At 70.7% G+C, this 23,468-nt stretch carries 21 protein-coding genes; 18 read left to right on the forward strand and 3 right to left on the reverse strand.

The window, feature by feature from the left end:
- Nucleotides 1-102 precede the first annotated feature (102 nt).
- From infC to ACTOQ3_RS28365, 8 genes are all read left to right on the forward strand, one after another.
- Entirely contained in the window at nt 103-885 is a 783-nt protein-coding gene (gene infC, locus ACTOQ3_RS28330; RefSeq protein ID WP_440086446.1) for a translation initiation factor IF-3, read from the forward strand.
- Between the two features lie 130 nt (nt 886-1,015).
- Nucleotides 1,016-1,210, forward strand: a complete 195-nt coding sequence (gene rpmI, locus ACTOQ3_RS28335; protein WP_030920046.1) for a 50S ribosomal protein L35 — start codon at nt 1,016-1,018, stop codon at nt 1,208-1,210.
- A gap of 24 nt (nt 1,211-1,234) precedes the next feature.
- A complete protein-coding gene (gene rplT, locus ACTOQ3_RS28340) occupies nt 1,235-1,618 on the forward strand; it encodes a 50S ribosomal protein L20 (RefSeq protein WP_012892552.1) in 384 nt (127 codons plus the stop codon).
- A 72-nt stretch (nt 1,619-1,690) separates the two neighbouring features.
- A complete protein-coding gene (locus ACTOQ3_RS28345) occupies nt 1,691-2,506 on the forward strand; it encodes a TrmH family RNA methyltransferase (protein WP_440086447.1) in 816 nt (271 codons plus the stop codon).
- A 79-nt stretch (nt 2,507-2,585) separates the two neighbouring features.
- Nucleotides 2,586-3,668, forward strand: a complete 1,083-nt coding sequence (locus ACTOQ3_RS28350; protein WP_440086448.1) for an ATP-binding protein — start codon at nt 2,586-2,588, stop codon at nt 3,666-3,668.
- 121 nt (nt 3,669-3,789) lie between these two features.
- Nucleotides 3,790-4,839 (forward strand): phenylalanine--tRNA ligase subunit alpha, encoded by a 1,050-nt coding sequence (pheS, locus tag ACTOQ3_RS28355; protein ID WP_440070050.1) that lies wholly within the window; start codon nt 3,790-3,792, stop codon nt 4,837-4,839.
- Nucleotides 4,839-7,406, forward strand: coding sequence for a phenylalanine--tRNA ligase subunit beta (locus ACTOQ3_RS28360; protein WP_440086449.1), 2,568 nt, complete (start codon nt 4,839-4,841; stop codon nt 7,404-7,406). The genes pheS and ACTOQ3_RS28360 overlap by 1 nt, the downstream gene beginning before the upstream one ends.
- 174 nt (nt 7,407-7,580) lie before the next feature.
- A complete protein-coding gene (locus tag ACTOQ3_RS28365; RefSeq protein ID WP_440086450.1) occupies nt 7,581-7,826 on the forward strand; it encodes a hypothetical protein in 246 nt (81 codons plus the stop codon).
- 121 nt (nt 7,827-7,947) lie between these two features.
- On the opposite strand, the gene ACTOQ3_RS28370 is transcribed toward ACTOQ3_RS28365, so the two are convergent.
- The 3 genes from ACTOQ3_RS28370 to ACTOQ3_RS28380 form a co-directional block, all read right to left on the reverse strand.
- The gene (locus tag ACTOQ3_RS28370) at nt 7,948-8,553 is read right to left on the reverse strand and encodes a Uma2 family endonuclease (RefSeq protein ID WP_440086451.1); all 606 of its coding nucleotides are present in this window, start codon (nt 8,551-8,553) and stop codon (nt 7,948-7,950) included.
- 55 nt (nt 8,554-8,608) lie between these two features.
- Nucleotides 8,609-9,916 carry an MFS transporter gene (locus ACTOQ3_RS28375; RefSeq protein ID WP_440086452.1) on the reverse strand — a complete coding sequence of 436 codons (1,308 nt, stop codon included), beginning with the start codon at nt 9,914-9,916 and terminating at the stop codon, nt 8,609-8,611.
- Between the two features lie 202 nt (nt 9,917-10,118).
- On the reverse strand, nt 10,119-11,780 hold the full coding sequence (locus ACTOQ3_RS28380; RefSeq protein WP_440086453.1) for a class I adenylate-forming enzyme family protein: 1,662 nt from the start codon (nt 11,778-11,780) through the stop codon (nt 10,119-10,121).
- 269 nt (nt 11,781-12,049) lie between these two features.
- Between ACTOQ3_RS28380 and argC the strand changes: the two genes are divergently transcribed.
- The 10 genes from argC (at nt 12,050) to tyrS (ending at nt 22,810) form a co-directional block, all read left to right on the forward strand.
- Nucleotides 12,050-13,072 (forward strand): N-acetyl-gamma-glutamyl-phosphate reductase, encoded by a 1,023-nt coding sequence (gene argC, locus ACTOQ3_RS28385; RefSeq protein ID WP_440086454.1) that lies wholly within the window; start codon nt 12,050-12,052, stop codon nt 13,070-13,072.
- The gene (argJ, locus tag ACTOQ3_RS28390) at nt 13,069-14,223 is read left to right on the forward strand and encodes a bifunctional glutamate N-acetyltransferase/amino-acid acetyltransferase ArgJ (RefSeq protein WP_440086455.1); all 1,155 of its coding nucleotides are present in this window, start codon (nt 13,069-13,071) and stop codon (nt 14,221-14,223) included. Before argC ends, argJ begins: the two co-directional genes overlap by 4 nt.
- On the forward strand, nt 14,220-15,182 hold the full coding sequence (gene argB / locus ACTOQ3_RS28395) for an acetylglutamate kinase (protein WP_440086456.1): 963 nt from the start codon (nt 14,220-14,222) through the stop codon (nt 15,180-15,182). The genes argJ and argB overlap by 4 nt, the downstream gene beginning before the upstream one ends.
- 56 nt (nt 15,183-15,238) lie before the next feature.
- Nucleotides 15,239-16,390, forward strand: coding sequence for an acetylornithine transaminase (locus tag ACTOQ3_RS28400; RefSeq protein WP_440086465.1), 1,152 nt, complete (start codon nt 15,239-15,241; stop codon nt 16,388-16,390).
- Nucleotides 16,380-17,420, forward strand: a complete 1,041-nt coding sequence (argF, locus tag ACTOQ3_RS28405) for an ornithine carbamoyltransferase (protein ID WP_440086457.1) — start codon at nt 16,380-16,382, stop codon at nt 17,418-17,420. The genes ACTOQ3_RS28400 and argF overlap by 11 nt, the downstream gene beginning before the upstream one ends.
- Nucleotides 17,417-17,923 carry an arginine repressor gene (locus tag ACTOQ3_RS28410; RefSeq protein ID WP_350967519.1) on the forward strand — a complete coding sequence of 169 codons (507 nt, stop codon included), beginning with the start codon at nt 17,417-17,419 and terminating at the stop codon, nt 17,921-17,923. The genes argF and ACTOQ3_RS28410 overlap by 4 nt, the downstream gene beginning before the upstream one ends.
- Before the next feature lie 70 nt (nt 17,924-17,993).
- On the forward strand, nt 17,994-19,202 hold the full coding sequence (locus ACTOQ3_RS28415) for an argininosuccinate synthase (RefSeq protein ID WP_440086458.1): 1,209 nt from the start codon (nt 17,994-17,996) through the stop codon (nt 19,200-19,202).
- 13 nt (nt 19,203-19,215) lie between these two features.
- On the forward strand, nt 19,216-20,652 hold the full coding sequence (gene argH / locus ACTOQ3_RS28420) for an argininosuccinate lyase (RefSeq protein ID WP_440086459.1): 1,437 nt from the start codon (nt 19,216-19,218) through the stop codon (nt 20,650-20,652).
- 102 nt (nt 20,653-20,754) lie between these two features.
- The gene (locus ACTOQ3_RS28425) at nt 20,755-21,405 is read left to right on the forward strand and encodes a DNA-3-methyladenine glycosylase (RefSeq protein WP_440086461.1); all 651 of its coding nucleotides are present in this window, start codon (nt 20,755-20,757) and stop codon (nt 21,403-21,405) included.
- Nucleotides 21,406-21,541: 136 nt separating this feature from the next.
- Complete coding sequence (gene tyrS / locus ACTOQ3_RS28430; protein ID WP_440086462.1) at nt 21,542-22,810, forward strand: tyrosine--tRNA ligase; 1,269 nt, start codon at nt 21,542-21,544, stop codon at nt 22,808-22,810.
- Nucleotides 22,811-23,468 lie beyond the last annotated feature (658 nt).

Consider the following 23,468-nt stretch of genomic DNA (forward strand, 5'->3'; position numbering starts at 1 on the left):
CCTCCCACCTCGTCGGCCGCAAGGCTGACAGGTCAGGATCACAACCGGGGTAAGTCCCCGGAGAGCTTACGGCGTGAAGCCTTCGAGTTCATGTGGCCCCGCATGCGTGACGTGCGGGGCATCTTGCGTTCGAACGCCCTCAACAGGGTGTGCGTTCTACGACCTCCCGGCACGATCGAGCATGTTGCGGCCTCCTCCCGGATGGCCGCGGATCGCAACCTAGGAGGCCCCATCAGCGCCGAGCCCCGCATCAATGACCGCATTCGCGTGCCCGAGGTCCGCCTCGTCGGCCCGAACGGCGAGCAGGTGGGCATCGTCTCCATCGGCGATGCCTTGAAGCTGGCTCAAGAGTCCGATCTCGACCTGGTCGAGGTCGCGGCAACGGCCCGCCCGCCAGTGTGCAAGCTCATGGACTACGGCAAGTTCAAGTACGAGTCCGCGATGAAGGCACGTGAGGCGCGCCGTAACCAGGCGTACACCATCATCAAGGAGATCAAGCTTCGGCCGAAGATCGACCCGCACGACTACGAGACCAAGAAGGGTCACGTGGTGCGGTTCCTCAAGGCCGGCGACAAGGTCAAGGTCACCATCATGTTCCGCGGTCGGGAGCAGTCCCGTCCCGAGCTGGGCTTCCGGCTCCTGCAGCGGCTGGCGGAGGACGTGACGGAGCTCGGCTTCGTCGAGTCCCAGCCCAAGCAGGACGGTCGAAACATGATCATGGTGATCGGCCCGCACAAGAAGAAGGCCGAGGCCAAGGCCGAGAAGGCGGCGGCCAAGGCGCGGCATGACGAGAACCCTTCGGGTGACGGGTCACCGGCCGCCGGCGAGACGCGCGTCAACGACGAGGTGTCCGTCAGTGGAGCGGTGGCGGCTCCGCAGGAGTAACTCGCATAGCCTGGATCGTCAGGTAGTCGCGAGATCAGTCCGAGACCGGGTCCGGTCTCGTAGTCAGGCACGCCCTTGACTTGGGTTACCGGCCCGGGACATCGGCACGATCGAGGGAGAGACGGCTGAGATGCCGAAGATGAAGACGCACAGCGGTGCGAAGAAGCGGTTCAGGCTCACGGGTTCCGGCAAGCTTGTGCGCCGTCGCGCCAACCGTGCGCACTACAACGAGCACAAGCCGTCCACCTTGACGCGTCGTCTCAAGCCCGAGGTCGTGCTCTCCGACGCCGACTCCAAGAAGATCAAGAAGCTGCTCGCTAAGTAACCGCCCCCGGGGAGATAGATACACATGGCACGCGTGAAGCGGGCGATCAACGCCAAGAAGAAGCGCAAGGTCGTTCTCGAGCGGGCGAAGGGCTACCGGGGTCAGCGATCCAGGCTGTACCGCAAGGCCAAGGAGCAGATGCTCCACTCGATGACGTACGCCTACCGCGACCGCAAGGACCGCAAGGGCACCTTCCGCCGTCTCTGGATTCAGCGCATCAACGCCGCTGCCCGCCAGAACGGCATCACCTACAACAGGCTCATCCAGGGCCTGCGGCTCGCCTCCATCGAGGTCGACCGCAAGATCCTCGCCGACCTCGCGGTCAACGACGCCGCCACGTTCGCGACGCTGGTGGAGGCCGCCAAGAAGGCGCTCCCGGCCGACGTGAACGCGCCGGTCGCCGGCTGAGCGAGGCACTGACGACCATGCGGCCCGCAGCGATCACGCTGCGGGCCGCATTCGCATTCTTGGGGGACGGGCATGGCCGGGTCTGAGCTGACCAACATCAAGTCGCCGCGGGTCAAGGCCGCGCGGAGGCTGACAAAGCGGGCCTTCAGGGACCGCGACCGTTCCTTCCTGGCAGAGGGGCCGCAGGCGGTCCGCGAGGCGCTGGCGCTGGACGGCGTCGTGGTGGAGCTGTTCGCCACGGCCGAGGCCGAGCTGCGTCACTCCGACGTCGTCACCGCCGCCACCGCCGCGGGAGTGCCCGTCCACCGGGCCAGCGGCGAGGTCATGGCCGAGCTGGCCCAGACCGTCACTCCCCAGGGGCTGCTGGCCGTGTGCCGCTTCGTGCACGTGCCCCTGGACGCCTCCGTCGTCTCCGGCTCCACGCTGGTGGCGGTGCTGGCCCACGTCCGCGACCCCGGCAACGCGGGCACCGTGCTGCGTACGGCCGACGCCGCGGGCGCCGACTCCGTCGTCTTCACCGACGCCTCGGTCGACCCCTACAACGGCAAGTGCGTGCGGGCCAGCGCGGGCAGCCTGTTCCACCTCCCGGTCAGCACGGGCGTCCCGGTGGCGCGGGCCGTGGAGCACCTGAAGGGGACCGGGCTCCGGGTGCTCGCCGCCGACGGCGCGGGCAAGCAGACCCTGGACGACGTGGACCTGTCAGGGCCGACGGCCTGGATCTTCGGCAACGAGGCGTGGGGGCTTCCCGAGGAGATCCTGAAGCTGGCCGACGAGGTCGTCAGGGTTCCCATCTACGGACGGGCCGAGAGCCTGAACCTCGCGACCGCCGCCGCGGTCTGTCTGTACGCATCTGCCCGGTCTCAGCGCACCGGTGCCGGCTCCAGGTGAGGCTCCCCGCCCGGCGAGGCTGCCGTACGGTGCGGGAAACCCGCTATTGTCGGCCATGTAGCGTCGAGGAGGCGGGGTCGTGCACGGCGAACACACCGGCGAGCGGAGCACCGATGCCGCTTCTGTGATCGACGTCGACGAGCTTCCCGACGGCCTCGTGGTCACCGACGGTGACGGGCACGTGCTGACCGTCAACCGGGCCGCGGCCCTGCTGACCGGCGTCACCCACGAGCGGGCCACCGGGCGGCACCTGCGCGACGTGTTCTCCTTCCGCGACCACGACGGCCGCGACTGGTGGAAGTGGCTCGACACCTACGGCGGGCTTTCCAGCCGCGCCCGCCATCCCGAGCTGCCGCTGCGCACCCCCGGCGGCCAGGAGCTGCTGGTGGCCGCCCGGCTGGTGCGCGAGCCGCGGCGGGGTGGAGAGGTCGTCCGGGTGGTCATCACGTTGCGTGACGCCGGGGCCCGCGCCCGCCTGGAGCGCAGCCGCGCCGACCTGGTCTCCACCGTCGCCCATGAGCTCCGCTCCCCGCTGACCAGCGTCAAGGGATTCACCGCGACCCTGCTGGCCAAGTGGACCCGCTTCACCGACGACCAGAAGCTCGTCATGCTGGAGACCGTCAACGCCGACGCCGACCGGGTGACCCGGCTGATCACCGAGCTGCTCGACGTCTCGCGCATCGAGTCGGGGCGGCTGGAGATCCACCGCCAGGTGGTCGACGTCCCGGCCAGGATCTCCAGGATCATCGCGGGACGGGTGGCGGCGGGCGAGCCGGAGGACCGCTTCGTGCTCCAGGTTCGCGGCGAGCTGCCCGAGACCTGGCTCGACCAGGACAAGATCGACCAGGTGCTCGCCAACCTGATGGAAAACGCGGTGCGTCACGGGCGCGGTACGGTGACAATAGTCGTCGAGCCGAGCGAATGGGGAGTGACCGTGTCCGTCCGCGACCAGGGGGAGGGCATCCCGCCCGAGCTGGTCACGCGCGTCTTCCGGCAGTTCTGGCGGGGCAACGCCCGCCGCCGTGGCGGCACCGGGCTCGGCCTGTTCATCGTCAAGGGGCTGATCGAGGCGCACGGCGGCACCATCTCCGTGCAGCGCGGGCCCGAGGGCGGCGCCGAGTTTCGATTTATGGTGCCCACCGGCACCCCCGACTTCGTCTGATCGCGAATGTCGGCCCGGTGGGCTCATCCGACTAGACTCATGGCCGCTCAAGCCCTGGATTCGGAGCTCTCTCTTGTCAAACTACGACCCGGTCGAGGTGACCCCGCTGCACGCCGACGAGATGGCGCGCATGCAGGCCGAAGCGCTCGACGCCGTCAAGGCGGCGCGTGACCTCGAAGAACTCAAGCAGGTGCGCCTCGCGCACGCCGGTGACCGCTCGCCGATAGCCCTGGCCAACCGCGAGATCGGGGCTCTGCCTCCGGCGGCCCGCTCCGAGGCGGGCAAGCGCATCGGCGGCGCCCGCAAGGCGGTCGCCGACGCCCTCGCCGAGCGGCAGGCGCAGCTGGAGGCCGAGCGCGACGAGCGGGTCCTCGTCGAGGAGACCGTCGACGTCACGCTGCCCTCCGCCCGAGCCCCCCGCGGCGCCAGGCATCCGCTGACCACCCTTCAGGAGCGCATCGCCGACGCCTTCGTCGCGATGGGCTACGAGGTGGCGGAAGGCCCCGAGCTGGAGGGGGAGTGGTTCAACTTCGACGCGCTGAACATCTCCGCCGACCACCCGGCGCGCTCGGAGCACGACACCTTCTTCGTGGAGTCCGTCGACTCCGGCAAGGTGCTGCGCACCCAGACCTCTCCGGTCCAGATCCGGGCACTGCTCAGCAGGGAGCTCCCGGTCTACGTGATCTCGCCGGGCAAGGTGTTCCGCACCGACGAGCTCGACGCCACCCACACCCCCGTCTTCCACCAGGTCGAGGGGCTGGCGATCGACGAGGGCCTGACCATGGCCCACCTCAAGGGCACCCTCGACCGGTTCGCCGAGGTCATGTTCGGCGAGGGCATCACCACCCGGTTCCGGCCCAACTACTTCCCGTTCACCGAGCCCTCCGCCGAGATGGACCTGAAGTGCTTCGTCTGCCGCGGCGCCTCCGCGGTGCCCGGCAACCCGCCCTGCCGCACCTGCAAGTCGGAGGGCTGGATCGAGTGGGGCGGCTGCGGCATGGTCAACCCGCGGGTGCTCATCGCCTGCGGCGTCGACCCCGCCCGCTACAGCGGCTTCGCCTTCGGCATGGGCGTCGAGCGCACTCTGATGTTCCGCCACAACGCCGAGGACATGCGCGACATGGTCGAGGGAGACGTCCGCTTCACCCTTCCCTTCGGAATGGAGGTCTGATGAAGGTCCCGCTTTCATGGCTGCGGGAGTACGTCGATCTCCCCGCCGTCACGGCGCACGAGATCGCCGAGAAGCTCACCGCCGCCGGGCTCAAGCTCGAGTCCGTCACCTCCTACGGCCACGACATCAAGAACGTCGTCGTGGGCGAGGTGATCTCCATCGAGACGCTGGAGGGGTTCAAGAAGCCCATCCGCCACTGCCAGGTCGAAGTGGGGGAGGCCGCGCCGCGCGAGATCGTCTGCGGCGCGACCAACTTCGAGGCCGGCGACCGTGTCCCGGTCGCGCTGCCCGGCGCCGTGCTGCCCGGCGGGTTCGAGATCGCCTCGCGCAAGACGTACGGGCGGCTGTCCGACGGCATGATCTGCTCGGAGGCGGAGCTCGGCGTGGCCGAGTCGTCGCCCGGCATCCTCGTGCTGCCCGTCGGCACCCCGATCGGTGCGGACGTGGTCGAGCTGCTCGGCCTGCGTGACGACGTGATCGAGCTGGAGATCACCCCGGACATCGGCTACGCCCTCTCCATCCGGGGTGTGGCCCGCGAGGCCGCCACCGCCTTCGACTCGGCGTTCGTCGACCCCGCCGACGTCTCCCCGCCCGCCGCGGCGGGCCCGTCCTACCCGGCCTCGATCGCCGACCCGTCGGCCTGCGACCGCTTCGTGCTCCGCGAGATCCGCGGGTTCGACCCGTCGGCGCCGAGCCCGCTGTGGATGCGCGCGCGGCTCTCCCGCGCCGGCATGCGCCCGGTCTCGCTCGCCGTCGACGTCACCAACTACGTCATGCTGGAGCTCGGCCAGCCGCTGCACGCCTTCGACGCGGCCAAGCTGACCGGCGAGATCGTGGTGCGCAGGGCCGAGCCGGGCGAGACGCTGGAGACGCTGGACCACGTGGTCCGCAAGCTGCACCCGGACGACATCCTGATCACCGACGGGTCGGGCGCGATCTCGATGGCCGGCACCATGGGCGGCCTGCACACCGAGATCTCCGACGCCTCCGCCGACATCGTGATCGAGGCGGCCCACTTCTCCGCCAGCGGCACCGCGCGCATGTCGCGCCGGCACAACCTGGTCAGCGAGGCCTCCAAGCGCTTCGAGCGGGGCGTCGACAGGGAACTGCCGCTGTACGCCTCCTGGCGCGCGGCCCGGTTGCTGGCCGAGCTCGGCGGCGGCACGATCCAGCCGGGCGTCACCCACGCCGAGGTGGAGGTCGAGCCGGTCCGCGTCGCCATCCCGAGCGGCTACCCCGGCAGGGTCGCGGGCACCGCCTACGACCGCGAGACGGTGATCCGCCGCCTGGAGCAGGTCGGCTGCGTGGTCGAGAGCGCCACCGCGACCGGCCCGGTGACGGGTGGCACGGCCGGCGGCACCGCGGCCACCGGCGACGTCGCCTCCGCCGGGATCGCCGCGAGGCTCACGGTCACCGGTGACGACATGCTGGCGGTCACCCCGCCCTCGTGGCGGCCCGACCTGACCGACCCGAACGACCTCGCCGAGGAGGTCATCAGGCTGGAGGGCTACGAGAACCTGCCCTCGATCCTGCCGGCCGCCCCCGCGGGCGCCGGTCTCACCGAGAGCCAGCGCCTGCGCCGCCGGGTCGGCCGTGCCCTGGCCGCTGCGGGCTACGTCGAGATCCTCGCCTACCCGTTCAACGGGGAGCGCGACTTCGACAACCTGCAGCTGCCCGCCGACGACGCGCGCCGCCTGGCCGTACGGCTGGCCAACCCGCTCAGCGAGGACGAGCCGCTGATGCGGACGACCCTGCTGCCCGGCCTGCTCAAGACGCTGGTCCGCAACGTGGGCCGGGGCTTCGGCGACGTGGCGCTGTTCGAGGCGGGCCTGGTCTACCGGCCCTCGGCCGACGCGCCCGCCGTCGCCCCCGTGCTGGGCGTCGACCGCAGGCCGAGCCCGGAGGAGCTCGCCTCGATCGAGTCCGCGCTGCCCGCCCAGCCGCTCCGGGTCGGGGCGGTGCTGGCCGGGGAGTTCGAGCCGTCCGGCTGGTGGGGCAAGGGGCGGGCGGCCGGCTGGGCGGACGCCGTCGAGGCGGCCCGGATGGTGGCCGCCGAGGCCGGGGTCACCCTCGACGTCCGCGCGGACCGGCACGAGCCCTGGCACCCGGGCCGCTGCGCCGCGCTGTACGCCGGTGACGTGCTCGTCGGTCACGCCGGTGAGCTGCACCCGCGCGTCGTCGAGGCCTACGGCCTGCCCCCGCGCACCTGCGCGATGGAGCTGGAGCTGACCCGGCTGGAGCCGCTGACCGCGGGTCCGCCGCAGGCCCCGGCGATCTCCGCGTACCCCGTCGCGGGTCAGGACGTCGCGCTCATCGTCGACGCGGCGACCCCGGTGGCCACCGTGGAGGCGGCGCTGCGCGAGGGCGCGGGCCCGCTGCTGGAGTCGATCCGGCTGTTCGACGTCTACACCGGCGCCCAGGTCCGCGAGGGCGGGAAGTCCCTCGCCTACTCGCTGCGCTTCCGGGCGCCCGACCGGACGCTCACCGTGGAGGAGACCACCGCGGCCCGCGACGCGGCCGTGGCCCTGGCCGGGGAGCGCACCGGGGCGCGGCTGCGCGGCGTCTGACCGGTTCACGAGGGGCCCGGGGCGTGTCCCGGGCCCCTTTTTCGCCGTACCGGGCCGGGATTTGTTCGCGTCCCGGGTGATTCTCCATCAGGAGGCGACGATGACGCACCCGCCGGTCGCTCTGGGCGGATCGCTCGCCCGGAGCGGGGAAGAGCCCTTCCCCGGGAGGGGGCGATGAGGCATCTGCTGGTGTTCGCCGAGCGTGACACCGCCGAGGAGGTCGCCGAGACCGTGGCCGGGGAGTTTCCGGTGATCGGCATGCCCGCGGTGGTCAGGGAGACCCTTGCGGGGGAGGACGACGCCGAGGACGCCCAGTGGCTGGTGGTGGTCGAGGACCCCTCCGGGGCGCTGCCGCCGGAGGGCGTGGCCCGCCTGGAGGCGCTGGCCGAGGAGCATGACGGCTGGCGCGAGAACGGGTGAGGCGTGGCCTCGTCCGGCGGATTCCCGCCCGGTGAGGCGAAGCCCGCGGCAGGTGGGAATGTCCGGAGGATGTGGCCGTAGCCCGTCCCGGGCGGCGACGGGCACCGCGTGAGGCCGGACCCTAGAGCCGGTCGATCCCCGTCAGGTCGATGTCGATGTCGAACGGCGCCGAGATCTTGAGCCGGTCGTGGTGGATGCCGGTGAGAACGTAGGACCTGGCGACCGGGTCGAGCTCGTAGACGTAGATCGCGGGTTTCCCCGACTGGTTCTCGACCAGCCAGAAGTGCGCGATGCCCGCCTCGGCGTACAGCACCGGCTTACGGTCGCGGTCGCGCGCCCTGGAGTCGGGGGAGATGACCTCCACGGCCAGCACGACGTCCTCGGCCCGGTAGAAGGTCTGCTCATGGCTGTGCTCGGCGGAGGCGTGAATGACGCTGATGTCAGGCTCGGGCCGCTGTCGTTCGCCCAGCATGACGCTCATCTCCCGGCGCACTCGAAGATTTTCCGGAATGGTCCGGTGAAGACCCGCCTCCAGGAGAAACATGGTGCGCGTGTGAAAAGAAGCCTGAGGACTCACGAAGACCAGGCTTCCATCGATTAACTCTGTGTGTGCGGGCAATTGCGGAATGCGATCGAGATCCTCTGCGATGAACCCCTCCGGCGGGGGGAACACCCAGTCGGGCAGCGAGGACTCCGTCATCTCGGGGCTCCGTACGTCGACCGTCATAATCCCACAGTAGCAACGGGATTCCGTTCCGTGAGGACACTTGCCGGTGCCCGTGTCAGGCGCGGGCGGCCTCCTCGCGGCGGGCGCGCTCCCTGATCGCGTGCTCGTCGGTGCGGGCGTCGTAGGTGCGGAACCTCGGCAGCAGCGCGGCCATCGCGGCCACGGCGCCGACGCACAGCAGGCCACCCGCGCCCAGGGAGAAGCGGGTGCCGCCGAGGTCGGCCATCAGGCCCGCTCTGGCGTTGCCGAGCATCGGGCCGCTGGTGTAGGAGAGCAGCTCGATGCCCGCCAGGCGGCCGCGGAACTCGTCGGGGATGGTCTGGTTCCAGATGGTCGAGCGGAAGACGCCGCTGATCATGTCGGCGGCCCCGGCCACGGCGAGGAAGGCGAAGATGCCCCAGACGTTGGGCATCAGCGCCGCCAGCGCCACCGCGACGCCCCACACGGCCGCCGCGATGATCACGCCGAGGCCGTGCCGGTGCACGTGCGCGGTCCAGCCGGAGGTGACGGAGGCGATCAGCGAGCCGATGGCCGAGGCGGAGAAGAAGAGCCCCAGGGCCTCGTGGGCGCCCAGCTCGTCGGCGAGGAACGGATACAGCGCGGTGGAGAACGCGAAGATCATCGCAGCGATGTCGACCAGGTAGGTGCCCATCAGGTCGGGGCGGCCCACGGCGTAGCGGACCCCTTCGACCAGGGACCTGATCGAGGCCGAGGGGGTGTCCTCCGAGCGCGGCTGGGCCCGGACCATCCACAGCAGGACCAGGGACGCCAGGAAGGTCACGACGTTGATGCCGTACGCGACGGCGACGCCGAACGAGGCCGCGATCAGGCCGCTGAGGCCCGGGGCGACGATGGCGCCCAGATTCCACCGGAAGGCGCCGAGGGCGGCGGCGGCGGTCAGCTGGTCGTGCCTGACCACGCGCGGCATCAGCGACTCCAGGCTGGGCCGCTGCAGGCTGCCCAGGCCGGCCGAGAGCGCGCCGACCACGTAGAGCACCCAGACCTGCGGCTCCGGCAGCAGCGCGTTGACGGTCAGGATCGTGACCGTGAGGCAGAGGCCCACCTCGGTGAGAAGAATGATCTTGCGCCGGTCGAGGGCGTCGGCGATCGCCCCGCCCCAGAGCCCGCAGACCACCATCGGGACGAACTCGGCCACGCTGACCAGGCCGACCGCCAGGTAGGAGCCGGTGAGCTCCTTCATCTGCAGCGGCACCGCGACCAGCGTCAGGAAGGTGCCGAACATCGTGATGACGCCGGAGCCGAAGAGCAGCCGGAAGTCGCGTGAGTCACGAAGAGGACTGAGGTCCATCGCCAGGCGTCGGAGCAGGGTCTTCTTGATCGGTCGATCGGCGTTTTCCGGCACGAACAGCTAGTTTCGGTGGTGACCTACGCGATGGCAAGTCATTTTCCGGCAGGTCGCGGCCGGGAAGGGCGCGGGAAAGCGACCCGGCGCCGGGCGCCCGTGGGGGCAGGGCGCCGGCGGGGGAACGGTGACGGGGCGGGGCGGGCGGGGCGACGGCGACGATGATGAAAGGACGACGGGGCGGGGTGTCGTCCGGCGGGCGTCAGGGGCCCAGGACCTCCTGGCGCAGCCGGGTCTTGAGGATCTTGCCACCGGGGTTGCGGGGGAGTTCCGTCTCGCGTGTCCAGAACCTGACCGGCACCTTGAAGAGGGCGATCCGCTCGCGCAGGAAGGCCTGCAGTTCCTCGTCGGTGACCGGGGACGACAGCCGGAGCACCGCGCCGACCTCCTCGCCCAGCTCGTCGTGGGGGATCCCGATCACCGCGGCGTCCTCGACCGCCGGGTGTTCGAACAGGGCGGCCTCGACCTCGGCGCAGTAGACGTTCTCGCCGCCGCGGATGACCATGTCCTTGGCCCGGTCCACGATGAACACGAATCCCTCCTCGTCCACCCTGGCCAGGTCGCCGGTGTGCAGCCAGCCGCCGACGAAGGTCTCCGCGGTGGCCTCCGGCCGGTTCCAGTAGCCCAGGATGACGTTCGGGCCGCGCAGGCAGAGCTCGCCGACCGTGCCGGCCGGCAGTTCGCCGCCGAGGGGATCGGCGATCTTCACCTCGACCACGGCCATCGGCAGGCCGATGCTGTCGGGCTTGGCCAGGTAGTCGGCTCCGGCGTTGCTGATGGCGAGCGCGGTGGTCTCGGTCATGCCGTACCCGTTGGAGGGGGCGCGGTTGGGCAGCTGTTCGGTGATGCGCTCCAGCAGCTTCGGCGGGGCGGGGGCACCGCCGTACCCGAGGCCGCTGAGGCTGGAGATGTCGTACTTGTCGAGATCGGGATGGGACAGGAGCTGCCACACGTTGGTGGGCACGCCGGTGAGCCCGGTGATCCTCTCGCGCTCGATCAGCTCCAGCGCGCGGCCCGGGTCCCACTTGTACATGAGCACCAGGCCGCCCCCGGTGAACATGGTGGTGGTCATCACCGCGAAGCAGCCGGTGACGTGGAAGAGCGGCACGGTGAGCAGGGTGACCCGCCGCTGCCCGGCCGCCTCGCCCGGGTCCCTGCCCGCCTTGATCACGCTGCGGTACAGGCCGTAGGCGACGGTCATCGGCGACTGCCCGAGGTTGCGGTGGCTGCCGAGCGCGCCCTTGGGGCGGCCCGTCGTGCCGGAGGTGTAGAAGATCGTCGCGGGGTCCTCGGGGGAGAGGTCGACCGGCGGCAGCGTCACGCCCGCCTCCACCTCGCCCATCACGTCGTCGAAGGAGCGGGCGCCCGCGGGCACCGTGCCGCGGGTCACGATCAGCGCCGGGGCCAGGCCGGCGAGCCCGGCCGCCCGCTCGCCGTCGGCGATCAGCACCTTGGCCCCCGAGTCCGACAGGCCGTACTCCAGTTCCTGCGGCGTCCACCACGCGTTGAGCGGCACGGCTATCGCCCCGGCGGCCAGCGCGGCCGAGAAGGCGATCACCCACTCGGGGTAGTTGCGCATGGCGATGGCCACCCGGTCGCCCTTGACCACGCCGTACTCGTCCACCAGGCGCCGCGCGAGCGTGGCGGCCCGCCGGAAGTGCTCCTCGTAGGTGATGTGCTCGTCCTCGTACGTCAGGAAGACCTTGTCGCCGTGGAACCTGCTCGTCTCCAGAAGGGCCCGGAAGTCGCGGGGCGCGTGCTTCCAGGTTTTGACGGTCCCGCCGTGGCTGAGGACCTCTTCCGTCTCGAAAAGCTGTCCGGGGCCGGTGAGCTGGGCCCGGACCTGGTCGTGGGTGACAGTCATGCGTTCGTACTCCCGGAGGTGGAGGGGCCGGAAACGTCACGATACCGACCGGTAGGTACGTGCAACAGTGCCGAAACACGGCCGATGGCTTCGTGCCCGCGTTCACAAGCCGGTAAAGCATGGACTTCGCGGTTTTTCCGGCCCGTGGCATACCTCTGGACGGCCAGGGCCACGTGTTACCGGCTTGCATGGCAATCCTTCAAGATGCATAATCTTTCTAGTAAGTCCATGAGTATCAATGCATAAGCATGCAGACATCGGGGGGACGGATGAGAGCGGCGATCGCGGGTGCCAGCGGCTACGCCGGAGGTGAGCTCCTGCGCCTGCTGCTGTCCCACCCCGGCATCGAGATCGGCGCGCTGACCGCGGCCTCGAGCGCGGGCACCGCCCTCGGCGCCCACCAGCCGCACCTGGCCCCGCTGGCCGGCCGGATCCTGCTGGAGACCACGCCCGAGACCCTCGGCGGCCACGACCTCGTCTTCCTCGCCCTGCCGCACGGCCAGTCGGCCGCCGTCGCCGAGCAGCTCGGCGACGGCACCCTCGTGGTCGACTGCGGCGCCGACTTCCGGCTCGCCGACCCCGCCGCGTGGCAGCACTTCTACGGCGGCGTCCACGCGGGCACCTGGCCGTACGGGCTGCCCGAGCTGCCGGGACGGCGCGAGGAGCTGCGCGCCACCCGGAGGATCGCCGTGCCGGGGTGCTACCCGACGGCCGTCACCCTGGCCATGTTCCCCGCCTTCGCCGCCGGTCTCGTCGAGCCCGACGTGGTGGTGGTCGCCGCCAGCGGCACCAGCGGGGCGGGCAGGGCGCCCAAGCCGAACCTCCTGGGCAGCGAGGTGATGGGCTCCGCCAGCGCGTACGGCGTCGGCGGCGTCCACCGGCACACCCCGGAGATGGAGCAGAACCTCTCCCCGCTGGCGGGCGAACCGGTCACCGTCTCCTTCACCCCCGTGCTGGCACCGATGAGCCGGGGCATCCTCGCCACCTGCACCGCCCCCGCCAGGCCCGGCCTCACCCCGGCGGTCCTGCGCGAGGCCTACGAGGTCGCCACCAAGGACGAGCCGTTCCTGCGGCTGCTCCCCGAGGGCCAGTGGCCCGCGACCTCGATGACCCTCGGCGCCAACACCGCCGCCCTCCAGGTCGTCCTGGACGAGCGCGCGGGCCGCGTCGTCACCGTCGTCGCCATCGACAACCTCACCAAGGGCACGGCCGGCGGCGCGATCCAGAGTGCCAACCTCGCCCTCGGCCTGCCGGAAGAGCTCGGCCTTCCTCTCAACGGAGTCGCCCCATGAGCGTGACCGCCCCTCTCGGCTTCCGTGCGTCGGGTGTCGACGCCGGGATCAAGTCCGGCGTCGACCGCGACCTGGCACTGGTCGTCAACGACGGCCCCTCGCGCGCCGCCGCCGGGGTCTTCACCGCCAACCGGGTGAAGGCCGCGCCCGTCCTGTGGTCCGCGCAGGTGCTGGCCGGGGGCCGGGTCCACGCCGTCGTCCTCAACTCCGGCGGCGCCAACGCCTGCACCGGGCCGCTCGGCTTCCAGGACACCCACGCCACCGCGGAGAAGGTCGCCGCGGCCCTGGGAGACTCGGCCGGGGAGGTCGCGGTCTGCTCCACCGGCCTGATCGGCGAGCGGCTGCCGATGGAGCCGCTGCTGGCCGGGGTCGACCTCGCGGTCTCCCAGCTCGCCAGGGACGGCGGCCTGGCCGCCGCCGACGCCATCCGCACCACCGACACCGTCTCGAAGATCTCCTTCAGGAAGGGCGCGGGCGGCTACATGGTCGGCGGCATGGCCAAGGGCGCGGGCATGCTCGCCCCCGGCCTCGCCACCATGCTCTCGGTGATCACCACCGACGCCGACCTGCCCTCCGAGCAGCTCGACGCGGTGCTCCGCAAGGTGACGCGGGTCACCTTCGACCGGCTCGACGCCGACGGCTGCATGTCCACCAACGACACCGTGCTGCTCCTGGCCAGCGGCGCCTCGGGAGTCGTCCCCGACCTCGCCGAGTTCGAGCAGGTCCTCCTCGCGGTCTGCGCCGACCTCGCCCGCCAGCTGCTGATGGACGCCGAGGGCGCCTCCAAGGCGATCGCCATCGAGGTCGTCGGCGCCGTCTCCGAGGACGACGCGGTCGCCGTCGGCCGCGCCGTTTCCCGCTCCAACCTCTTCAAATGCGCCATGTACGGCGAGGACCCCAACTGGGGCCGTGTGCTGTCGGCCGTCGGCACCACCGACGCCGTCTTCGAACCCGACCGGCTCAACGTGGCCATGAACGGCATCTGGATCTGCAGGGGCGGCGCGGCGGGCGACGACCGCTCCAAGGTCGACCTCACCCCGCGCGAGGTGACGATCACCATCGACCTGTCGGCGGGACCGCACTCGGCGACGATCCACACCACCGACCTCACCACGGCGTACGTCCACGAGAACTCGGCGTACTCCACATGAGACGCGCCGAGGCCCTGAAGAAGGCCGCCACGCTGATCGAGGCACTGCCCTGGCTCGCGAGCTTCCACGGCGCGACCGTCGTCATCAAGTACGGCGGCAACGCGATGACCGAGGAGCACCTGCGAGAGAAGTTCGCCGCCGACGTCGTCTTCCTTCGCTACGCCGGGCTCAGGCCGGTGATCGTGCACGGGGGAGGGCCGCAGATCAACGCCCAGCTCGACCTGCTCGGCATCGAGTCCACCTTCACCGCCGGGCTCAGGGTCACCACCCCCGAGGCCATGCAGGTCGTCAGGATGGTCCTCGTCGGCCAGGTCAACCGCGACGTGGTCGGCCTGATCAACCGGCACGGGCCGTTCGCGATCGGCATGTCCGGCGAGGACGCCCACCTGCTCACCGCCGTACGCAAGCACGCCGTCGTCGACGGCGTCGGCGTCGACATCGGCCAGGTCGGCGACATCGTCAACGTCGAGGCCGGCGCCGTGCGGGCACTGCTGGACGACGGCCGGATCCCGGTGATCTCCTCCATCGCGCGCAGTGACGACGGCACCGTCTACAACGTCAACGCCGACACCGCCGCCGCCGCGCTCGCCGTGGCCCTCCAGGCGGCCAAGCTGATCATCCTGACCGACGTCGAGGGCCTGTACCGCGACTGGCGCCCCGACGCCGACGAGAACGAGATCATCGAACAGCTGTCCGCCACCGAGCTGGAGAAACTCCTGCCGGGACTGTCCAGCGGCATGATCCCCAAGATGGGGGCGTGCCTGACCGCCGTCCAGGGCGGCGTGCCACGAGCCCACGTGCTCGACGGCAGGGTGCCCCACTCGGTGCTGCTGGAGATCTTCACCGACGAGGGCATAGGAACCATGGTGCTGCCGGACGCCTCCGAGGCGGCGGCCGTGCCGGAGCCGGTCAGGCGGCGGCCCGCGGCCTCCGCCCAGCTGAAGGGGAACGACCAGTGAGCCCGCAGGAAAGACCCGCAGGAGAGGCGCTCGCCAGGCGCTTCGAGGCCGCCTTCATGCCCAACTACGGCGTGCCCCCGGTGGCGCTGGCCCGAGGCGAGGGCGCGAGGGTCTGGGACGTCGACGGCCACGAGTATCTCGACCTGATCGGCGGCATCGCGGTCAGCTCGCTCGGCCACGCCCACCCCGCGCTGGTCGAGGCCGTCTCCCGGCAGGTCGCCACGCTCGCCCACACCAGCAACCTCTTCCTGCACGAGCCCGAGGTGCTGCTCGCCGAGCGCCTGCTCGGCCTCCTCGGCGCCCCGGCCAAGGTGTTCCTCACCAACTCCGGGACCGAGGCCAACGAGGCGGCGCTGAAGCTCTCCCTCAAGTACGGCAAGGCGAACGGCCGCACCTACTTCGTGGCCGCGGAGAACGCCTTCCACGGCCGTACCCTCGGCGCGCTCGCGCTGACCGGTAAGCGCTCCATCCGCGACCAGTTCGGGCCGTTCCCGATCGACGTCCGCTTCGTCCCGTACGGTGACGCCGACGCGCTCAAGAACGCGGTCACCGCCGAGTGCGCCGCGGTCTTCCTCGAACCCACCCAGGGCGAGGCGGGGGTCGTGCCCCCGCCCGAGGGCTACTTCACGGCCGCCAGGGAGATCTGCGACGCCACCGGCGCGTTGCTGGTCGCCGACGAGATCCAGTCGGCGATCGGCCGCACCGGGCACTGGTTCGCCCACCAGCACGAGGGCGTCCTGCCCGACGTGCTCACCCTGGCCAAGGGCCTCGGCGGCGGCATGCCGATCGGCGCCTGCGTCGGCTTCGGCGAGGCGGCCACCGTCTTCGCCCAGGGCGACCACGGGTCCACCTTCGGCGGGAACCCCGTCTCGGCCGCCGCCGCGCTCGCCGTGCTCGACACCATCGACGGGGACGGCCTGCTGGAGCACGTCCGCACCGTCGGCACCGAACTCGCCGAGGGCGTCGCCGCGATCGACCACCCGCTGCTCGCCGGCGTCCGCGGCCGTGGCCTGTGGCGGGCCGTCGTGCTGACCGCCGGCCGCTCCGCCCAGGTCCAGGCGGCCGCCCAGCGCGCGGGTTTCCTGGTCAACGCACTCCAGCCCGACGCGGTACGGCTCGCGCCCCCGCTGGTGATCACCTCCGCCCAGGTCGCGGCCTTCGTGGCCGCGCTTCCCGCCATTCTCGACGAGGCCGCAGATGCCCAGTAACCTCGCCGGACAGGCGCCCGTCAGGCACTTCCTGAAGGACGACGACCTCTCGCCCGCCGAGCAGGCCCAGGTGCTCGACCTGGCCGAGGCCATGAAGAAGGACCGCTACGGCTACCGTCCCTTCGAGGGACCGCAGACCGTCGCCGTCCTCTTCGACAAGCACTCCACCCGCACCCGCGTCTCCTTCGCGGTCGGCATCGGCGAGCTCGGCGGCCTTCCGCTGATCCTCGACGCCGGATCCTCCCAGATGGGCCGGGGCGAGTCGATCGAGGACACCGCCCGGGTCCTGGAACGCCAGGTGGGCGCCATCGTGTGGCGCACCTCGGGCCAGGAGCGGATCGAGGCCATGGCCTCGGCGTCCTCGGTGCCGGTGGTCAACGCCCTCACCGACGAGTTCCACCCCTGCCAGATCCTCGCCGACCTGCAGACCGTCAGGGAGCACTTCGGCAGGACCGCCGGGATCACGCTGGCCTACTTCGGCGACGGGGCCAACAACATGGCCCACTCCTACCTGCTCGGCGGGGCCGTCGCCGGCATGCACGTGCGGGTCGCGGCCCCCGCCGGATACCTGCCCGACCCGGAGATCCTCCGGCGGGCCGGCGAGGTCGCCGCGCAGACCGGCGGTTCGGTCGCGGTCCTCGCCGACCCGGCCGAGGCCGCCGCGGGCGCGGACGTGCTCGCCACCGACACCTGGGTCTCCATGGGGCAGGAGGGCAAGGAGCAGCGGATCGCCGACCTCATGCCGTACCAGGTCAACGCCGCGCTGGTGAGCTTGGCGGCCCCCAACGCCGTCGTCCTGCACTGCCTGCCCGCCTACCGCGACCTGGAGATCTCCGCCGAGGTCCTCGACGGCCCGCGGAGCCTGGTGTGGGACCAGGCGGAGAACCGGCTGCACGCCCAGAAGGCCCTGCTGTACTGGCTGGTCGCGGTGGCGGGCCAGGCCGGTTCCCCGGGTGACGGCTCCTCGGACGGCGGTTCCGCGGACGGCTCCGCGGGCGGCGACGCGTCCGGAGTCGGGCGATCCACATGACGATCCCGATGACCAAGGTCGCCCGCCAGGCACGGATCACCGACCTCCTGCAGCGGCAGCCGGTCCGGTCCCAGCCCGAGCTGGCCAAACTCCTGCTGGAGAGCGGTGTCGAGGTCACCCAGGCCACCCTCTCCCGCGACCTGGACGAGCTCGGCGCGCTCAAGCTGCGCGCCGAGGACGGCTCCCTGGTCTACGCCCTGCCGGGGGAGGGCGGCGGCCGGATAAGGCTCGCCAGGCTCGGTACCGGCGAGTCCCCGGCCGCCAGGCTCGGCAGGCTCGCGGAGGAGCTCCTCGTCTCCGCCGAGGCCTCCGCCAACCTGGTCATCGTCCGCACGCCGCCGGGCGCCGCGCAGTTCCTCGCCTCCGCCATCGACCACGCCGACTGGGAGTCCATCCTCGGCACGGTCGCGGGAGACGACACGATTCTCGTCATCAGCCGCGACCCGCTGGGCGGGGCGGCGGTCGCAGAGGGACTGCTCCGGCACGCCGACCGACGTATTTAGCCTGCTCAGGCAGGCTATGACCGGCAGCATCCGACACCTGTGACCAATAAAGATCTTGGAGATATCCATCATGACCGATCGGGTCGTACTCGCGTTCTCCGGAGGACTGGACACCTCCGTCGCCATTCCCTTCCTCGCCGAGAAAACCGGCGCCGAGGTCATCGCGGTCGCCGTCGACGTCGGCCAGGGCGGCGAGGACATGGAGGCCATCCGCAAGCGCGCCATCGACTGCGGCGCCGTGGAGTCCGTCGTCGTGGACGCCCGCGAGGAGTTCGCCACCGACTTCTGCGTGCCCGCACTGCAGGCCAACGCCCTCTACATGGACCGCTACCCGCTGGTCTCCGCCCTGTCGCGGCCGCTGATCGTCAAGCACCTGGCCGCGGCGGCCAAGGAGTTCGGCGGCACCCACGTCTCGCACGGCTGCACCGGCAAGGGCAACGACCAGGTCCGGTTCGAGGCCGGTCTGGCCGCCCTCCACCCCGAGCTCAAGGTCATCGCCCCCGCCCGCGACTACGCGTGGACCCGGGACAAGGCGATCGCCTACGCCGAGGAGAAGAGCCTGCCGATCGAGACGACCAAGAAGAACCCGTACTCCATCGACCAGAACATCTGGGGCAGGGCCGTCGAGACCGGCTTCCTCGAGGACATCTGGAACGGCCCGATCGAGGACGTCTACGCCTACACCGCCGACCCGGCGCAGCCGCGCGACGCGGACGAGGTCATCGTCAGCTTCGTCAAGGGCGTGCCCGTCGCGCTGGACGGACGGCACCTCACCCCGTTCCAGATCATCGAGGAGCTCAACCGCCGCGCGGGCGCCCAGGGCGTCGGCCGCCTCGACATGGTCGAGGACCGGCTCGTCGGCATCAAGTCCCGTGAGGTCTACGAGGCGCCCGGCGCCATCGCGCTGATCACCGCCCACATGGAGCTGGAGAACGTCACCGTCGAGCGCGACCTCGCCCGTTTCAAGCGGTCGGTGGACCAGCGCTGGGGCGAGCTCGTCTACGACGGCCTCTGGTTCTCCCCGCTGAAGAAGGCCCTCGACACCTTCATCGCCGAGGCCCAGGAGCACGTCACCGGCGAGATCCGGATGACCCTGCACGGTGGCCGGGCCACCGTCACCGGGCGCCGCTCCGAGGCGTCGCTGTACGACTTCAACCTCGCCACCTACGACACCGGCGACACCTTCGACCAGTCCCTGGCCAAGGGGTTCGTCGAGCTGTGGAGCCTGCCCTCCAAGATTGCCTCCGCCCGGGACGCCCGGCTGGGCTCATTGGGCTAAGGTCGCGGATTGAATGGGGAGGAGAACAACGGTGACTGATGGTGGAAAGCCCATGCGGCTGTGGGGCGGCCGGTTCGAGGGAGGTCCGGCCGACGCGCTGACCAGGCTCTCGGTGAGCGTCCACTTCGACTGGCGGCTGGTGCCGTACGACCTGCTGGCCTCGCGCGCGCACGCCAGGGTGCTGCACCGCGCGAACCTGCTGAGCGACGACGAGCTGGCGCGCATGATCGGCGCCCTGGACGACCTGGAGCGCGCCTGCAAGGCGGGCGAGTTCCGGCCGACCGTCGCCGACGAGGACGTCCACACCGCGCTGGAGCGCGGCCTGCTGGAACGCCTCGGCACGCTCGGCGGCAAGCTCCGAGCCGGTCGCAGCCGCAACGACCAGGTCGCCACCGATCTGCGGCTCTACCTGCGCGACCATGTCAGGCACATCGTGTCCCGGCTGGTGGAGCTGGAGACCGCGCTGATGAGCCAGGCCGAGGAGCACGCCGAGACGGCGGCCCCCGGCATGACCCACCTGCAGCACGCCCAGCCGGTCTCCTTCGGTCACCAGCTCCTGGCGCACGTGCACGCCTTCGCCCGCGACATCGACCGCCTGCGCGACTGGGACAGGCGCGCGGCCGTCTCCCCGCTGGGCGCCGGGGCGCTGGCCGGATCCTCCCTGCCGCTCGACCCGCAGGCCGTGGCCAGGGAGCTCGGCTTCGACTCCGCCGCCCCCAACTCGATGGACGCCGTCGCCGACCGCGACTTCGCCGCCGAGTTCCTGTTCGACGCGGCGATGATCGGCGTGCACCTGTCGAGGCTGGGCGAGGAGATCGTCCTGTGGGCCTCGCAGGAGTTCCGCTGGATCGAGATGGACGACGCCTACTCCACCGGCTCGTCGATCATGCCGCAGAAGAAGAACCCCGACGTGGCCGAGCTCGCCCGGGGCAAGAGCGGCCGTCTCATCGGCAACCTCATGGCGCTGCTGACGACGCTCAAGGGCCTGCCGCTGACCTACAACCGCGACCTGCAGGAGGACAAGGAGCCGGTGTTCGACTCCGTCGACAGCCTGCTGCTCGTCCTTCCCGCCATGGCCGGGCTGGTCGCGACCATGCGCGTCAACACCGCGAAACTGGAGGCCTCGGCCCCCGACGGGTTCGCCCTCGCCACCGACCTGGCCGAGCTGCTGGTCCGCCGGGGTGTCGCCTTCCGCGAGGCCCACGAGGCGGTCGGGCACCTGGTCGTCTGGTGCCAGGTCAACGACAAGGACTTCGGTGAGCTCACCGACGAGGAGCTGGCAAAGGTCTCACCGCACTTCACGCCCGACTCCCGCGAGGTCCTCTCGGTGCCCGGCGCGCTGGCCGCCCGCAAGGCGCACGGCGGCACGGCACCCGACCGGGTCCGTGACCAGCTCATCGCGCTGCGTGAGATCGTCGACGCCCAGGCCGCCTGGGCGAGCGGAAGCTGATGTCCGGCGACGGCCGTCTCGAGGCCGCCGAGGTGCCGGGTGACGCTGGCCGGGTCGTCCCTGACTCGGGCGACTTTCGCCTGGTCGCCGGGGGCCTGGGCGATGGCCGCTGACGAGAACGGCGGGCGACCGCCCGCCGCGTCCACGCCCCTGGCACGCGACTTCTTCGACCGGTCCGCCCACGAGGTCGCCCCCGACCTGCTGGGACGGATGCTCGTGCACGGGCCGGTCATGTTGCGGATCACGGAGGTCGAGGCGTACGGGGTGCCGGGCGAGGACCCCGCGTCGCACACCTACCGGGGCCGGACGCCGCGCAACGCGGTGATGTTCGGCCCGCCGGGCCACCTGTACGTCTACTTCACGTACGGTATGCATTTCTGCGCCAACCTCACCTGCCTTCCCGAGGGCGTCGGCTCCGGGGTGCTGCTGCGGGCCGGAGAGGTGGTCTCCGGTGCCGAGACCGCCCTGGCCCGCCGGAGCGCGGGAAGCGCCCGTCCCGTCAGGGAAGCCGATCTCGCCAGAGGGCCGGCCCGGCTGGCGGTGGCGCTCGGCCTCACCCGCGAGCACAACGGGCTCGACGCCTGCGGCCCCGGATCACTCTCCGTGCTCGAGGGCGAGCCGGCCAAGGTGTCGTCCATCCTGTCGGGGCCGCGCACCGGGGTCTCGTCGGGTAAGGAGACGCCCTGGCGTTTCTGGATCGAGGGTGAGCCCACGGTCTCCCCGCACCGCCCGCACGTCCCGCGCCGCCGGTAGGTCGCGTGCGCTCTCCTCGCCTCTTCCTCGTCCGTCCTTGCGCGCGAGAAGGGTTTCGAGTGGCGCGACGGTGCCGTGATCGGGCAGGGTGTACGAGAGCGCTAAATGTCCCTTCGAGCATTGGAAAGCAAGGATCGTGACCGACATTCTGGATGACCTCGCCTGGCGCGGCCTGATCGCGCAGTCCACCGACATCGACGCTCTGCGCGCGGCGATGGCCGAGGGTCCGATCACGGTCTATTGCGGCTTCGACCCGACCGCCCCCTCCCTGCACGTCGGCAACCTGGTCCCGTTGCTGACCCTCACCCGCCTCCAGCGGGCGGGTCACCGGGCCATCGGCCTGGTGGGCGGCGCGACGGGTCTGATCGGCGATCCCAGCGGCCGGAGTACCGAGCGCTCGCTCAACTCCTCCGACGTCGTGGCCGAATGGGTGGCGCGGATCCGCGTCCAGGTGGAGAAGTTCCTCGACTTCTCGGACGAGAAGACCGGGATCCTCGTCAGCAACCTCGACTGGACGGAGGGCATGTCCGCGATCGACTTCCTGCGCGACGTCGGCAAGCACTTCCCGGTCAACCGCATGCTCGCCCGCGAGTCGGTCTCGGCCAGGCTGGGCGGCGAGGGGCTCAGCTACACCGAGTTCAGCTACCAGATCCTGCAGGCCAACGACTACTTGGAGCTGAACAGGCGCCACGGTTGCACGCTCCAGATCGGCGGCAGCGACCAGTGGGGCAACATCACCGCGGGAACCGATCTCATCCGCCGGGTGACGGGCGGTCACGTGCACGCCCTCACCGTGCCGCTGATCACCAAGGCCGACGGGACCAAGTTCGGCAAGACGGCCGGCGGCGCGGTCTGGCTCAACCCGGAGATGACCTCCCCGTACGCGTTCTACCAGTTCTGGCTGAACGCGGACGACCGTGACGTGGTGAAGTTCCTCAAGATCTACAGCTTTCGGTCTCGTGAGGAGATCGAGGGGCTGGAGAAGGCGGCCGCCGAGCGGCCCGCCGGGCGCGAGGCGCAGCGGGCGCTCGCCGAGGAGTTCACCACGCTGCTGCACGGCGCCGACGAGTGCGCCGCGGTGATCGCCGCTTCGGCGGCCCTGTTCGGCCAGGGGTCCCTGGAGGAGCTGCCCGCGCGCACGTTGGGAGAGGCCCTCGCCGAGGTGCCGCGTGCGGAGGTGCCCGCTCTGGGGGCGTCCTTCGTCGACCTGCTCGCCGAGAGTGGCCTGGTGAAGTCGAAGTCGGAGGCGCGCCGCGCGGTGAAGGAGGGCGGCGCCTACCTCAACAACGTCAAGGTCACCGACGAGGCGTATGTGCCGGCTGCCGATGATCTGCTTCACGGACGCTTCCTGGTGCTGCGCCGTGGCAAGCGTTCCGTCGGCGGTGTCGAGATCATCGCTCCCTGATCCTTCCCCCGCCTGTTGCTCTGTTCCCGGTGTTTCCTGGTCCCTGGTGGTTCCCGGTGTCGTTCGGGTCTTCCGCGAGGGGCTGTTCTTCCGGTTTTTCCGGCTCTTCCGGCAGGTCAGCTGGATGCTCCCGGGCGGCTGGACGCCCCGGCTCAGGCCGGGGCGTCAACCGTCCCACCACGTAACATTCCGGTAGCGAACGTTCCTGGTTTCCTTAAGGAACTGCTCTGACCTGCGGTTTTGCCAAGCGTGGCTGATTTGACGATGCCCCGAGAGGCGCATAATCTTTCCAATGCCCCGGAGCGAGCCGGACGCCGATCGGCGGACGGGCCCAGGGCCACTCCACCTGAAACGAACCTGAGCGTTCGGACTCCGCGTAGATCACCGGAAAATCGGTTGATTCGCTGTGGCCTGGATGACACGGTAGGTTCAGGGAGCCGCCTCGGAAGCGAGGCGGTGGAAATCCTAGCAAGTTTGCAGGTTTTGTGACAAACGGCTGATGGCTAGCAATTTGACACAATCTTGACAGGCCTGTACGTTTTAAATACGAAATGGAACGCCCCGGAGTTCTGCCGGACCACTTGGTCGGGTCAGGGTGATGGTGTACGCGTCCGTTTCTTGAGAACTCAACAGTGTGTTAAAAGCCAGTGCATGAAGC

Source organism: Streptosporangium sp. LJ11 (assembly GCF_051918945.1).
Lineage (GTDB): Bacteria > Actinomycetota > Actinomycetes > Streptosporangiales > Streptosporangiaceae > Streptosporangium.

Bases quoted from the DNA above. Each gene is read 5' to 3' on its own strand.
- infC (WP_440086446.1), top strand. From the start codon at position 103: ATGCGTGACGTGCGGGGCATCTTGCGTTCGAACGCCCTCAACAGGGTG.
- rpmI (WP_030920046.1), top strand. From the start codon at position 1,016: ATGCCGAAGATGAAGACGCACAGCGGTGCGAAGAAGCGGTTCAGGCTC.
- rplT (WP_012892552.1), top strand. From the start codon at position 1,235: ATGGCACGCGTGAAGCGGGCGATCAACGCCAAGAAGAAGCGCAAGGTC.
- ACTOQ3_RS28345 (WP_440086447.1), top strand. From the start codon at position 1,691: ATGGCCGGGTCTGAGCTGACCAACATCAAGTCGCCGCGGGTCAAGGCC.
- pheS (WP_440070050.1), top strand. From the start codon at position 3,790: ATGGCGCGCATGCAGGCCGAAGCGCTCGACGCCGTCAAGGCGGCGCGT.
- ACTOQ3_RS28360 (WP_440086449.1), top strand. From the start codon at position 4,839: ATGAAGGTCCCGCTTTCATGGCTGCGGGAGTACGTCGATCTCCCCGCC.
- ACTOQ3_RS28365 (WP_440086450.1), top strand. From the start codon at position 7,581: ATGAGGCATCTGCTGGTGTTCGCCGAGCGTGACACCGCCGAGGAGGTC.
- ACTOQ3_RS28370 (WP_440086451.1), bottom strand. From the start codon at position 8,553: ATGACGGTCGACGTACGGAGCCCCGAGATGACGGAGTCCTCGCTGCCC.
- ACTOQ3_RS28380 (WP_440086453.1), bottom strand. From the start codon at position 11,780: ATGACTGTCACCCACGACCAGGTCCGGGCCCAGCTCACCGGCCCCGGA.
- argC (WP_440086454.1), top strand. From the start codon at position 12,050: ATGAGAGCGGCGATCGCGGGTGCCAGCGGCTACGCCGGAGGTGAGCTC.
- argJ (WP_440086455.1), top strand. From the start codon at position 13,069: ATGAGCGTGACCGCCCCTCTCGGCTTCCGTGCGTCGGGTGTCGACGCC.
- argB (WP_440086456.1), top strand. From the start codon at position 14,220: ATGAGACGCGCCGAGGCCCTGAAGAAGGCCGCCACGCTGATCGAGGCA.
- ACTOQ3_RS28400 (WP_440086465.1), top strand. From the start codon at position 15,239: ATGCCCAACTACGGCGTGCCCCCGGTGGCGCTGGCCCGAGGCGAGGGC.
- argF (WP_440086457.1), top strand. From the start codon at position 16,380: ATGCCCAGTAACCTCGCCGGACAGGCGCCCGTCAGGCACTTCCTGAAG.
- ACTOQ3_RS28410 (WP_350967519.1), top strand. From the start codon at position 17,417: ATGACGATCCCGATGACCAAGGTCGCCCGCCAGGCACGGATCACCGAC.
- ACTOQ3_RS28415 (WP_440086458.1), top strand. From the start codon at position 17,994: ATGACCGATCGGGTCGTACTCGCGTTCTCCGGAGGACTGGACACCTCC.
- argH (WP_440086459.1), top strand. From the start codon at position 19,216: ATGGGGAGGAGAACAACGGTGACTGATGGTGGAAAGCCCATGCGGCTG.
- ACTOQ3_RS28425 (WP_440086461.1), top strand. From the start codon at position 20,755: ATGGCCGCTGACGAGAACGGCGGGCGACCGCCCGCCGCGTCCACGCCC.